The organism is Brevibacterium yomogidense, assembly GCF_900163715.1.
In the GTDB taxonomy this organism is placed as follows: domain Bacteria; phylum Actinomycetota; class Actinomycetes; order Actinomycetales; family Brevibacteriaceae; genus Brevibacterium; species Brevibacterium yomogidense_A.
In genome coordinates, this window is sequence record NZ_FWFF01000003.1 from 122,910 (window position 1) to 135,877 (window position 12,968).

The 12,968-nt window shown below is 59.6% G+C and carries 9 protein-coding genes; 3 read left to right on the top strand and 6 right to left on the bottom strand.

Annotation, left to right across the window (positions count from 1 at the left end):
- Positions 1–68 precede the first annotated feature (68 nt).
- The 4 genes from FM105_RS03330 to FM105_RS03350 form a co-directional block, all read right to left on the bottom strand.
- Positions 69–3,002: a type I restriction endonuclease subunit R gene (locus FM105_RS03330; RefSeq protein ID WP_087004758.1), complete on the bottom strand. Its 2,934-nt coding sequence runs from the start codon at positions 3,000–3,002 to the stop codon at positions 69–71.
- A 2-nt stretch (positions 3,003–3,004) separates the two neighbouring features.
- The gene (locus tag FM105_RS14480) at positions 3,005–4,420 is read right to left on the bottom strand and encodes a restriction endonuclease subunit S (protein WP_143275808.1); all 1,416 of its coding nucleotides are present in this window, start codon (positions 4,418–4,420) and stop codon (positions 3,005–3,007) included.
- Entirely contained in the window at positions 4,420–6,357 is a 1,938-nt protein-coding gene (locus FM105_RS03345) for a type I restriction-modification system subunit M (protein WP_256970198.1), read from the bottom strand. The genes FM105_RS14480 and FM105_RS03345 overlap by 1 nt, the downstream gene beginning before the upstream one ends.
- Before the next feature lie 227 nt (positions 6,358–6,584).
- Positions 6,585–6,800 carry a helix-turn-helix domain-containing protein gene (locus tag FM105_RS03350; RefSeq protein ID WP_087004771.1) on the bottom strand — a complete coding sequence of 72 codons (216 nt, stop codon included), beginning with the start codon at positions 6,798–6,800 and terminating at the stop codon, positions 6,585–6,587.
- Positions 6,801–6,920: 120 nt separating this feature from the next.
- On the opposite strand from FM105_RS03350, the gene FM105_RS14895 reads away from it, so the two are divergent.
- The 3 genes from FM105_RS14895 (at position 6,921) to FM105_RS03365 (ending at position 10,121) form a co-directional block, all read left to right on the top strand.
- Positions 6,921–7,805 carry a transposase gene (locus FM105_RS14895; RefSeq protein ID WP_256970206.1) on the top strand — a complete coding sequence of 295 codons (885 nt, stop codon included), beginning with the start codon at positions 6,921–6,923 and terminating at the stop codon, positions 7,803–7,805.
- A 188-nt stretch (positions 7,806–7,993) separates the two neighbouring features.
- The gene (locus FM105_RS03360; protein ID WP_179207046.1) at positions 7,994–9,727 is read left to right on the top strand and encodes an ATP-dependent nuclease; all 1,734 of its coding nucleotides are present in this window, start codon (positions 7,994–7,996) and stop codon (positions 9,725–9,727) included.
- A gap of 16 nt (positions 9,728–9,743) precedes the next feature.
- The gene (locus FM105_RS03365) at positions 9,744–10,121 is read left to right on the top strand and encodes a transposase (RefSeq protein WP_087004774.1); all 378 of its coding nucleotides are present in this window, start codon (positions 9,744–9,746) and stop codon (positions 10,119–10,121) included.
- 56 nt (positions 10,122–10,177) lie between these two features.
- On the opposite strand, the gene FM105_RS03370 is transcribed toward FM105_RS03365, so the two are convergent.
- On the bottom strand, positions 10,178–11,365 hold the full coding sequence (locus FM105_RS03370) for a protein kinase domain-containing protein (protein ID WP_087004777.1): 1,188 nt from the start codon (positions 11,363–11,365) through the stop codon (positions 10,178–10,180).
- Between the two features lie 517 nt (positions 11,366–11,882).
- The gene (gene ychF, locus FM105_RS03375) at positions 11,883–12,965 is read right to left on the bottom strand and encodes a redox-regulated ATPase YchF (RefSeq protein WP_087004780.1); all 1,083 of its coding nucleotides are present in this window, start codon (positions 12,963–12,965) and stop codon (positions 11,883–11,885) included.
- Between the last annotated feature and the right edge of the window lie 3 nt (positions 12,966–12,968).

Sequence of the window (12,968 nt, forward strand, 5' to 3'; positions counted from 1 at the left end):
CCAAGCTTTGACAGGCTAAGTTTGCTGCCCGCCAGTACAGAGTAGATTAACTTTCAACGCGGAACCACTCAAGCACTCTTCCGGTATGTGGCATTGAAGACCGCGCTAGCGAGCCATTGCTTAAAGCTGCTGTTGTCCTGAAACTCCTTGAAGAGCTGCGTGTCATCTGAGATGAGGCGCAGCATGACCTGGCTGAGGGCACGGTCACTCTCGACGCGGGCGTTCACCGGGTCGTCATTGGCCTGCGCATTCTTGTAGGCCTCGTCCTCGGAAACCAGCCGCGGGATTTCTTCGGTGATGAACCGCTGCACACGATCGGCGTCGTTCCACTCGATATTGCCGAAGTGATCGTTGAAACTCCGGACGATCGCCGAGAGCCTCTCGAGCTCCGGATCCGAGAGGTGTCCTCCGCCGGCAGCCGGGATCGGTGCAAGGGTGCCGTCTTCGTCGTCGAGCACGATCTTCATCGCCTTGAGCTTCTCAGCGCGATACGACTCCAAGTCGATGTTCTCGAGGATCCCGGCGGCGAGATCCTCCTCCTTGGGAGCCGGGAGTTTGGGCACCAGGTGGTCAAGGAAGATCGATCGCTTCTCCCACTCCGTGCTGCCGTAGGGCAGGACGGTGGAGAGGAAGTTGTACGTGCGAAGGAAGGCTTTAGCATCACCCTTGAACTTCACCTGGTCATCTTCTTCAGGGAGTTCGATGTACTCAGCGACGCTGGTGTCCAGCAGCGGGTCCAGCTGGTCGCGCCTCTCGCCCGCCAGGTACCGGCTAACAAATTCTTCGACCTGCTCAGGTGTGTAGATCCCGAATGCGTCAAGGTCGTTGACCAGGTCATGCAACTTGTTGGCGTCTGTCTCTTCAGCCAGCACGGTCGTGCGGTAGTACGGTTCAAACGCGCGCTGGATCTCCTCAGCATCGTTGGCAAAGTCGAGAACGAAGGTGTCGCGCTTCGCCGGATGTGCCCGATTGAGCCGCGACAGCGTCTGCACCGCCAGGACACCCGACAACGCCTTGTCCACGTACATCGTGTGCAGCAGTGGCTCGTCGTAGCCGGTCTGGAACTTGTTCGCGACGACGAGGATCCGGCTCGGGTCGGTCTTCACCTGTTCGGCGATCGCGTTGGAGGGGAAGCCATTCAAGCTTGCCTCGGTGACTTTCAGCCCTTTGTACTCGTGCTCACCAGAGAATGCGACGACCGCCTTGTACGGGCTCTTGCGGGCTGCGAGCGCGTCACGAATCGCATGGAAGTACTCGATGCACCGTGCGATCGACGAAGTTACGACCATTGCCCGCGCTTGGCCGCCGATCTTCCGCTTCGCGACCACCTGGGCAAGGAAGTGCTCGACCATGATGTCGGTCTTCTGAGCAATGGCGTGCTCATTTCCCTCGACATAGGCACGAAGCTTCTTCGAGGCGCGCTTCGCATCGAACTCGGGATCGTCCTCCACAGTCTTCATCAGCTTGTAATAGCTGCCGACCGGCGTGTAGTTGGAGAGGACATCGATGATGAAGCCCTCTTGAATCGCCTGCTTCATCGTGTACGAGTGGAACGGCCGAAAGCTCGTGCCACCTTCGCCATTGGGCACCGGTTCGCCGAACATCTCAAGCGTCTTGTTCTTCGGCGTTGCGGTGAAGGCGAAGTAGCTCGCGTTCGTCAACAGCTTCTTGCCCTCGATGATCCGGTTGATCCGGTCTTCGACGGTGTCTTCCTCATCGGCTTCGACACCTGCAAGCGCACGAGAAACAGCCGCGGAAGTCTTCGATCCCTGGGACGAGTGCGCCTCATCGATGACTATCGCGAACGTACGGTCACGATGGTCCGCGCCGATGTCATCCAGGATGTACGGGAACTTCTGCACCGTGGTAACGATGATTTTCTTGCCTGCGGTGATCGCACGGCGTAGATCTCCGGATCGGTCGGCATGCACCACAGTCGACCCCACCTGCAGGAACGACTTGATGGTCTGCGTGAGCTGGCTGTCAAGGATGATGCGGTCGGTGACGACGATGATCGAGTCGAACGCGATCCGACCAGCATGTGTGGCCTCGGTGAGCTGGTGAGTCAGCCAGGCAATCGAGTTTGACTTGCCACTTCCAGCCGAGTGTTGAATGAGATAGCGACGACCAGCACCGTTCGCCTCAACATCGGACAAGAGTTGGCGCACGACATCGAGCTGGTGATACCGAGGGAAGATCGCCTTGGAGACCTTCTTGCCAGTCTTCTGGCTCTTTTCAACCACGATCTGCGCATAGTTCTCGATGATCCCGGCGAGGCTCTGCGGCGCGAGCACTCGCCGCCACAGGTAGTCCGTCATGACCCCATCGGGGTTTGGCGGGTTACCTGCTCCGTCGTTGAACCCCTGATCGAACGGAAGGAACCACGATGAAGCGCCCTTGAGCTCCGTACAGAATCGTGCGCGCTGGTCGTCCAGCGCGAAGTGCGCGATCGTCCGTCCGAACGCGAACAGCGGCTCACGAGGATCGCGGTCGCGCTGGTACTGCTGCACCGCGTCTTCCGCGGTCTGGTTCGTGATGTTGTTCTTCAATTCGAACGTAAAGATGGGCAGACCATTGACGAACGCCACAAGGTCGACGGCGTCACCTGGATTGCTGACGCTGTGGTGCACCTGCCGTGTGATGACGAATCGGTTCGCGGCAAAATACTCAGCCGCCTTCGGGTTCCCAGCCGCGGGCGTCGGGTAGTACAGGTCAACGTGCAGACCGAGATGGTCGATGCCGTTGCGCAAGACGTGGACAACACCCCGCCGCGTGATCTCACCCTGGAGCCGAGCGAGGAACTTGTGACGCGTGGGAGTCTCCGATACGAGCCCGAGCGAGTAGAGGAGATCGGGCTGGGTTGACTCGATGAACTCGGCGAAGTGCTCCAGATCGATCGCGTAGGAAGCGACGTAGTTGCCGGGTGCCCCCGTAGCCCAGCCACCCTCGCTCATCTGAGTGACGATGAGCGTTTCCAAGCTCTCCTCGTTGAGTCGCTGCATGCTCACTCCTCGCCTTCGCTCAGTGCTTCCTCAAGATCATCGTCGGTTGCTGAGATCGTGTTGTCGAACGACTCGGGTGAGTCCGGCAACGTCGCTGCAATAGCGCGGACGTCGACCTGGCCCGTCACGACGTCGGCGACGAGCCGCGTGCGAAATTCACTTAGGAGATCAATCTCTCGCCTCGTCTTCCCAACGACCGTTTCAAACTCCGCCGATCGTCTGTGGAACTCATCCACGATCGCTTTCTGTACATCAACTGGGGGCAATCCAATCCAGAGGTTGGCAATAACGCCTTGCCCAATGTTCTGCATCGACTGGCTCGCGCCGACTGCACCAGCCTCGATCTGATCACGAGAACTTCTTGAACCCATCGCAAGAGCCAGGAACTCGTTGTCAGCTCGGTCGGCTCGGGCCTTAAGTCGAAATGTTTTATCCGAGAAGGTAAGTTTCTCTCGAGGATTCAACGCCACTGCGGCAGAACCGACCAATTCGCGAGTGTTTGCCCGACTTACGAGCAGATCGCCGTGCTTAACTTCGAGTTTGGGCCTGGGTTCTTGACCTTCAGGGAGCTTCTTATTCTCCTCAGAGCGGAAGCGTCCATGGTTAGAACAACCGGCCTTCAAGACGCCCCACTCATCGGGGCCGGCGGGCTGCGCATCGCACTGAGGTGACCACCCTTGCTCCATTCCCACAAGCACCTTCTTGACTCGAAGCAGTTCCCACGACGCCGGAACTCTGCTGAGCCACGGGAGCCCAGTGGAAGTCTGATCTTGCTCAGCGTCACCTCGCACCAACGATTCAGCGATTGCTTGCTGCTGTTCTTCGAGAAGAGCGATGAGGCGGCGCTTAGCAGCGATGGCCTTGTCGATGCGGGCGTTCGCGTGGGCGAGGTACTTCACGATCGCCGCCTGCTCCTCAACCGGCGGCACCAACAGCGGCGTATCAAGCCAACGTTCGTCCGAAATCTGGAGTCGAGATTTCCATACACCCTGAGATCGAACTTGCAGCTCCCATTGGAATGGTTCGGAACGCACTAACTCATGCAGATATGAGGGATTTAGATCGTGGTTGCGCTGCCGGTACACACCGTATGCCGTACTGACAATGCCATGGTGTCGCGCAATGCCGAGGCCTCGCCCCCACGCCCACAGGCTATTGATTACAAGGTCGTTGGGCCAGCAGAGTTTGTGCCCGATGTAGCTCTCCGCCCTAAACATGCTGACAGTCGCCGATGCCCGCGGAATGACGCCACGCTTCGAAGAGACAGTCAGCAATTCTTCCTCACCGGAAACCGAGCGCACATCGATTGGTCGCATTACTGCTTTTGCGCGCTCCATTCGCCAGTGACGCGGGATTTCCGGAGCCCATGGGATCCTGGTGGCGCGGGTCTCGCCATATCTATGAAGCTCGCGAAACATCAGTCCTCACCTGCAATTTCGCCGATCAAGTCGTCCGTTTCGGCTTCAAGAGTACGGATGTCAGCCTGGATCTCGGCGAGGGTGCGCATCGGGGCAGGCTTGTAGAAGTGGCGGGTGAAGGAGATCTCGTAGCCGATCTTTGTCTTCGACTCGTCGATCCAGGCATCCGGTGCATAGGGCGTGACTTCACGTCGGAAGAAGGCTTCGATCCCACTCGCGTGGTCGCCAGTTGGCTCGGTCAGCGGCACCTGCTCGGTGTCGCGGAGCTCGGTGTCAGGTTCGTACTCGACAACGCGGGTGCGACCAGCGATGACCGACTCGTACCGTCCGTGCAGCGAGTCGGGTACAGCCGAATACGGGAGAATCTTCTTGATGATGGGCGGCGCGCTTTCGTCCCGTACTCCATCTTCCTTGAGCTGCTTGATTTCCTTCGCTGTATACACGCGGTTCGGATCCACGCCGACGATGCGCAGCGGTCGCTCGACGGTGATCTTTTTGTAGCCGAAGTCGACTCCGTCGAACACCTTGGAGCGATCGGTGACGTCGTACTGGTCGAATGCCGCGAAGGCCTCGAGCACCTTGTCGGCGTCGGTCGCACTGACTTTCACGCCCTTCTCGCCGAGGTTCTTGCGCAGCGGTGTCGACCAGCCTGTGGCATCGATCAGCTGCACCTTGCCTTTGCGGCGCTCTTCCTTGCGGTTGGAAAGCACCCACACGTAGGTCGCGATACCGGTGTTGTAGAACATCTTGAGCGGCAATGCGACGATCGCCTCAAGCCAGTCGTTCTCGATGATCCACCGGCGGATGTTGCTCTCGCCCTGTCCGGCATCGCCGGTGAACAGCGAAGAGCCATTGTGAACCGATGCGATACGGGAGCCCCGATCCGTTTCCTGCTTCATCTTCGAGATCAGGTTCGCGAGGAACATCAGCTGGCCGTCGCTGCTGCGCGTGACGAGTGAGTACTCGCTGTCGCCATCGTGAGTAACCACGAAGCGCGGGTCGATGATCTTCTTCGCGCCGCCAAGGCGGTCCTGGTCGGTCTTCCAACTCTTGCCGTACGGCGGGTTCGAGAGCATGAAGTCGAACTCCTGGCCCGCGAACGCGTCGTTGGAGAGGGTCGAGTACTCCGGGCCGCCGACGATGTTGTCTGCAGCCTTGCCGTCACCTTTGAGGATCAGGTCGGCCTTCGCGATTGCATACGTCTCGGCGTTAATTTCTTGCCCGTACAAGTGGGTCGAGACCTTCTTGCCGGACGCCTCCGTGAGGTGATGCAGCGTCTCCTCGGCAACAGTCAGCATGCCGCCGGTGCCCATCGCGCCGTCGTAGAGGCGGTACGTGCCCGACGGGATCGCGCCAGCAATCGGTTCGAACATCAGCCGGGTCATGAGTCGGACAGCGTCGCGCGGCGTCCAGTGCTCGCCGGCCTCTTCGTTGTTCTCCTCATTGAAGCGGCGCACAAGCTCTTCGAAGACCGTGCCCATCCCATGGTTGTCCATCCCGGCCGGGGACAGATCAAGATCCGGCGCGAGGAACTTCTCGATCAATGCACCGAGCGCGTCAGCCTTCGTCAACCGGGGTAGCTGGTTGCGGAACTCGAAATTGTCGATGATCTCCTGCACGTTGGGCGAGAATCCGTCCAAGTACGCCTCGAAGTTCTGCCGCAGGCGCGTCGAGTTCGACACGTGGCGCAAGTCCTGCATCGAGAATCCAGACGTGTTGTAGAAGTCCTGCTTGGCCGCATCCCGCAGCGGTGCATCCTGGTCGGCAACGCCCGCCTCATCCAGCATCTTCTTCATCGCCATCACTGCGTCGCGCGTCGGGCCAAGGACGCTGTCCAGGCGACGCAGGACCGTGAAGGGAAGGATCACGTCACGGTACTTGCCTCGGACATAGAGGTCGCGGAGCACATCGTCAGCGATGTTCCAGATGAGCGCCACGATTCGAGAGTGGTTGATGGAGCTGTGTGGCACGGGGATCCTTCACTGGTGACTAGACAACCTGCCGAGCGGCGGGGCGACGAGACTGGTACTGGCGATGCCGCCCAACACTGAAGGTAGACGGCACCACTGGCATTCTCTCAGCTCGCGGGAAACCTTGTCTGCCCAGACAGGCTCCGCGCAACACCACCCCGCTCGCCACGCAAGAGCGGCTCAAGCACCGACCGTCATCGACGAACGATCAGGGACTGAGCCTCGACCTCGAGCTGCTCGGCGAGAGCATCCACCGAATCCAGAGTGAGGTTCCGCTCCCCACGCTCGATACCAGCGAGGTACCGAGTCGACACTCCGAGCTCTTCAGCAAGACCTTCCTGCGACAGCCGACGCGCAAGGCGCAGATCGCGCACCTGCGCTCCGAGCACCTTCTTCAGCGGTTCTGTCACACATCCAGCCTCAGGTCTGGTAGTCATGACTTCCAGGAAGTTATCGCTTCTAGTTGCGGTTCGACGGGTCTCGCACGACTCGCACTGCGGCCGCATCAGACCTCGAAGGAGAGCGTGACGATGCCCGATTCGCAGCAGATCCCCGACGGGAGCTCGACAGCTCTCCCCCGCGTCCTGCACACACCACGCAGCACGGCACTGCTCTTCGAATCGTGGGCCCAAGCAGAGGAGGCGAAGCGGAGGGAACGGGCAGGCAACGACCCCCAGCTGACGTACGAAGCCTATGCAGCAGGCGAACCATGCCGCGCGTGCGGGCGCGCCCTTCTCGGTGAGCCAGCTCTGGGTACTGATAAAGAGAGCCTTGCGCTGATCGACGCCAACAATGCCGAGTTCCGAGCAGAACACAAGGCATGCAACATGGGTGTTTGGCGTCTCGAGAACAACAGGGTGGAGCACTGCCACCTGTGCTGCCCGTTCCCGCCACTTTCGCCGACACAGCGCGATGAGTTCCGACAGCTCCTGCACCCGTCCTCATTGCGCATCGACCGCAGCGCCACCTGGCGTGTGGAACTCACCTGTCAGCACGTCGAGACTCTGGCCGGGCACTCCCCTTTCTACGTTGAACCCACCGTCCGATGTACCGCATGCGTCGTCATCCGCGGCGTAGTCAAAGCCATGAGAATCGATGACCAGACGAACGACGGTGACCACAACAGCGACATCGAAGGCCTCCAGCCTGACCATCAACGACTCACAGACGAGCAATGGAGCTGGATCAAGCACATCGTTCAGGCAGAAGAAGGCCCTCGCCGAGGGCGGCCACGCACTGACATACGCACGATCGTCGACGCTGCTCTCTACAAGACCCGCACTGGCATCACGTGGCGCGAGCTCCCAGCAACGTTCGGGTCATGGCAGACCGCCTTGCGCCGGCACCGCCAATTGATCGCGAGCTCCCAGTGGGACGAGATCACTCGCACTCTGGCAGAACGAGACCTGCCCTAGTTCGCCCCTCATATGCGGAGGACACGATCCCCCGAGAGCAGTCGACGCCTCGCAGCGTGCCGTTCCAGACCGATTGCGTCTCTACGCAGCTATGGTTGACAAGTCCCACTCCCTCGCGGGGACGGCGGAGTCGACTTTCGTCAACCAAAGTGTCGCCCACCCGCACCTTCCACGAGGAAAGGATGCGCATGCCAGAAGGCAATCCGTCACCCAAAAAGGCCCGCCTCACCCGGATTAAAATTAGCAGGTTTCGCGCCATAAAGTCAGCGGACATTGAGCTTGGAGACACCACAGCGCTAGTGGGGCAAAACGGGTCAGGCAAAACAACCGTCCTGAGGGCGCTTAACGCTTTCTTTAACTACGCGGCCGAGGAGCCAGACTTTCAGTCGGGTCGCCACAAATACACCAGCGGTTCACAATCCGTGATCGAGGTCGCACTCGAAGGGCTCGCGGATTCTGGGTTGCCTCTCTCGGATCCCGCAGTAGGCCAGGTGCGAGCCAGACTCAAGTACCGGTCCGCAAAGAAGTGGGAGTGCTATGCCGGCGGGAAATGGTCCGCGATGCCTTCCGATTTCCACGACACTCTTCGACAACACCTGTCGTTCGCCTTCATTCCCATTCGGCGCGATCACGAAGTGGCGCACGACGGGTCCGGCGGGCTCCTCGAAAGGGCGGTCGAGCAATGGGTAGCCGCGAACCATCAACGCGATAGGAGAAGCCCGCAAATTGCCCGAGTTGCTTCGGATCTCCAGAAGCGCTCGCTTTCCGGACTAGAAAAACATCTCGGCAAGATTGCGCCAATGTCTGGACCATTCTCCTTCCAGCTCGAGTACGCCACGCCGCCCGATTACCGACTCCTGCTACAAAACTTGCGGCTCTCGGTAAAAGAAGGAGGGCAGCTGATACCACTTGCGGATAGCGGGAGTGGAACTCAGAGCATGGCAGTATTCGCCCTTTACGCATACCTCGCAGAACTCGAGAACACCAACTACATTCTGGGGTTCGAAGAGCCTGAGCAAAATCTTCACCCTCAGGCACAGCAACAACTCATGCGAGTCCTGGGGGACCTTGGCCTGCAGGTTGTGTTTACAACGCACTCTCCGACCATTGTCGACACGCTTGAGCACGAGCAAGTCGTCCTGTGTAGACGCGTAAAGTCCGCCAGCCGCGAACTCGAGGCGGAAGTCAGCCAGATCCCGTCATCATTCTTCCAAGATCACGGACTTGATCGAGAGAGCTACTACAAGTTTCATCGCCGCAAGAACTCCAGCTTCCTCTTCGCCGATTTTGTGATTGTGACCGAAAGCCCCATCGATTCCAACGTCGTGGACCAACTGCTCCGCGAGGCGGGCGTAGAGATCGAGGAGCGCGGGATGACTATATTCTGCGTCGACGGAATCCCGTCAATTCCACACATGTACTATTTACTGCATGAGTTGACGATTCCAGCAGCGTTCGTCGTCGACAAAGACTACTTCGTCCCCTACCGCAATAATAACGATCGGAAGAAGAGTCTTGACTCGAAGGGATACCCTCTATACCGATCAGAGGCGAAGCAGCGGAGCCTCCTCGCCACACTCTTTCCGTCACCCAAGGATCAAGGCAGCCTGCTCCACGCTCTGGTGCACAACCACCGGGCCGCCATGGACATGCTTCAGAGAGTAAACTTCTTTGCATTCCGGTATTCAATGGAAGTCGACCTCGTATCAGTTCCAGCGACGCGCGAACGACTGTTTGACCTGACCGGCCTCACCGGAGTGGATAGGACCGAGAAAAACCTGTTGGCCAAAAAGGATGCATTGAAGGATCAGACATACCTACTTAAGTCCTTTACTAGGATTCCATCCAATAGACTGCCGGCTTCCTATCAGCGGTTGCGATCAAGGCTTCCTGTAATTGCCGCGGCCGCACGAACCATCTGATGCGCCGCTAGAGTCAATGACTGACCTAGCAGGCCTTGAACTCGCTGAGGCGATCATCGAGGTCGAAGTCGCCTGGCCGTGCGCCAACCAGCTACGCGACGCCTACCGCGTCAAGGACCTCACCGAGGGCAGCAAGTTCGCCGAACGTATGCTCGAATCGTTCGCCACCTGCCCGATCTCCGAGTTCCGCCGACTCGGGAACACCCTGACCCAGTGGAAGGCCGCGTTCATGTCGTACTTGAGCACAGTGCAGTCCAATAGCGGCGGCACCAACGCCGTCAACAGGCCCATCGTGCTGCATCGCCGCGTCGCCCGCGGCTTCCGCAACTGCGACAACTACCGGCTACACATACTCCTCATCGCAGGCGGGCTGAACCCACCTCAAATTGGATGAGCCACAAACCCACGGCTAGGATCCAATGCCAGCGTCGGCACATTACAGCGGGCAAGCTACGCCGGAGCTTCGCCAGTCACGGTCGTGTCCAGCGCCTCAACGTCGGCGATCAGCTCCATCACCGACTGGTAGCGCCGGTCAGGCTGAGAATCGATGCACTTGTGGATGATTTGCTCGATAGGACTTGCGCTGCTCCGCCCCATATTTTTCCGCCCAGTGAAGATATAGAGCAATACGAAGCCAGCCGCGAATACGTCATGGACAGCAGCGAAGTCCTTGAACGAACCGAGAGCTGGATCGATCTTCGTGCCCTTGAGTTCGGTCTCCGTCATCGTGAATTCGGATCCCTTGAGCTTGGCCAGACCGAAGTCGGACAGTTTGACCAGCACAGCTGAACCGCCGAAGGTGCGGAGCAGGACGTTCCTGGTGCTCAGATCCCGGTGAAAGTGCCCCTTGGAGTGGATGAAGTTGAGGCCGTACAGGAACTGCAGCGCGATCCTCTTGCGGGTCGTCGATCCGAAGCCTGACTGGTTGTTTCGCTTCGCGACGTAGTCCTCCAGCGAGGTGTCGCAGTGCTCCATCGTGTACGACCAATCCGACTCCTTGAAGTTGTAGACCTCGAGGACGTACGGGAACTGAAGCTCTTTCATCAGCTCGAACTCCCGCCGGAAGCGTTCCTTCTCCCGATCATCAGAACCGGGTTTGAGCTTCTTCCTTGCCAGGGTCATGCCGTAGTTCGGGTCAGTGAACCGATGAACCAAGGCGAAGGCACCCTCGCCGATGGGCGTCAGCTTCACGATGCGAGAATCGGACACCGGTACGGCTTGGTCGCCAAGGCTGAAAACTGGTGCGTAGCTCTCGACCTCGACGGGAGTGAAGCCTTCAGGGATGGGGCTCCCTCCACTATCAACGAGCCATGCCGGCGCGTTCTCGATGACCCGCTGGTACCTGGGGTCCATGGTCAGCGAGTGACCAGCCTTGTTGAGCATCGTGCGAGCTTCGGTCAGGAGGTCGATGAGATCTAGCAAGTTCCTCGAGTTGTCAGCATTGAAGTGTCCGCTGCTACCGCCACGAGCCTTGTAGTTCATGTGCTTGAACTCGACGTCGAGGCCAGCGTGGATGTAGGCGAAGGCGCGGGGCAGGACCTGCTCCCGGCGGTACAACTCGAGGTAGGTCGAGTCGATGTCCCTCTCATAGAACGTGCGCTCAAAGCGCTCCACCCGGTCCTGCTCCATGGTCTTCATACCTCGAAGCTATCGATGACCTATGACAGACTCCTCAAACTGCTCCATGCGGCGCATCCTGAGGAGTCACTGAAGCCGGTGCGACCTGACCACTATGGGTCACGGCTCGCTCTCGCCGTCGAGAGCGTCTCGTACATTCGCCCGCAACCGCTGGTGGCCCGATGTCCATCTGAGGCCTCCGCCGTTTGCGTTCTGAAGGATGGCCAGCCTGCCGAAGAAGTCCGATCTCCCGGGCAACCACCTTTTGAGTCAGGGCGATTTTTGAGTCAGCGCTCGTGCCGAGCAATCGCCCGCCGAACAACTCGAACTTGCCCCCGGAACAGGCCATCCGAGGCCGCCTGCCTGCTCCGCTCACACACCCAAAGGAAGGGAGCCGGCCCCTGCGGGAGCTCCGCAGAGGCCGAGCAAAGTCCCAGGTCAGCGGCATAAACGCTGAGCAACTAATGGTAGATCGGAACTCGTCCGTCGAGCCTCACCGGAAGCCGAGAAGATAAAACCCCTGGTCAGAGTCGCTTTTTTAGACGTTAAACCTAAATTCAACCACGTCTCCATCCGCCATGACGTAGTCCTTGCCCTCCATACGGACCTTGCCTGCAGCCTTCGCGTCTGCCATCGAGCCCAGCGAATCCAGATCGTTGAACGAGACGACTTCGGCCTTGATGAAGCCCTTCTGGAAGTCCGTATGGATGACACCGGCAGCCTGCGGAGCAGTCCAGCCCTTCCCGATCGTCCACGCGCGGGACTCCTTCGGACCGGCGGTGAGGTACGTCTGCAGTCCCAGAGTGTCGAAGCCCACCCGGGCGAGCTGGTCCAGGCCGGCCTCGTCCTGGCCGCTCATCTCGAGCATCTCCGCAGCCTCGTCCTCGTCCAGCTCAGCGAGCTCCGCCTCGAACTTCGCGTCGAGGAAGATCGCCTCGATCGGCGCGACGAGCGCACGCAGCTCGTCCTTCTTCGTGTCGTCGGCCAGGATGTCGTCATCGACGTTGAAGACGTAGAGGAACGGCTTCGTCGTCATGAGCTGCAGATCATCCAGCGGTTCGACGTCGAATCCGTCGCCCATCGCCTGGAAGAGCGTGCGGCCCTCTTCGAGAATCGCCTGCGCGGCGGTCATCGCTTCGAGGACGGCGGGATCCGTCTTCTTCTGCTTGACCTCCTTCTCGATGCGCGGCTGCGCCTTCTCGAGAGTCTGGAGGTCTGCGAGCACAAGCTCTGTGTTGATCGTGTCGATGTCGTCCGAGGGCGAGATCTTGCCGTCGACGTGCACGACGTCCTCGTCCGAGAACGCCCGGATGACCTGGCAGATTGCCTCGGCCTCACGGATGTTCGCGAGGAACTGGTTGCCCAGGCCCTCCCCCTCCGAGGCGCCGCGGACGATGCCGGCGATGTCCACGAAGCTCACGGTCGCCGGGAGGATCTTCTCCGACCCGTAGATCTCCGCGAGCCGACCCAGCCTGGGGTCGGGCAGCGGGACCACGCCGACGTTCGGCTCGATCGTCGCGAACGGGTAGTTCGCGGCGAGAACCTGATTCTTGGTCAGTGCATTGAACATGGTCGACTTGCCGACGTTGGGCAGTCCGACGATTCCGATAGTAAGAGCCACAGG

Coding starts and splice junctions, on each gene's coding strand:
- FM105_RS03330 (WP_087004758.1), bottom strand. CDS start 3,002: ATGCAGCGACTCAACGAGGAGAGCTTGGAAACGCTCATCGTCACTCAG.
- FM105_RS14480 (WP_143275808.1), bottom strand. CDS start 4,420: ATGTTTCGCGAGCTTCATAGATATGGCGAGACCCGCGCCACCAGGATC.
- FM105_RS14895 (WP_256970206.1), top strand. CDS start 6,921: ATGCCCGATTCGCAGCAGATCCCCGACGGGAGCTCGACAGCTCTCCCC.
- FM105_RS03360 (WP_179207046.1), top strand. CDS start 7,994: ATGCCAGAAGGCAATCCGTCACCCAAAAAGGCCCGCCTCACCCGGATT.
- FM105_RS03365 (WP_087004774.1), top strand. CDS start 9,744: ATGACTGACCTAGCAGGCCTTGAACTCGCTGAGGCGATCATCGAGGTC.
- FM105_RS03370 (WP_087004777.1), bottom strand. CDS start 11,365: ATGAAGACCATGGAGCAGGACCGGGTGGAGCGCTTTGAGCGCACGTTC.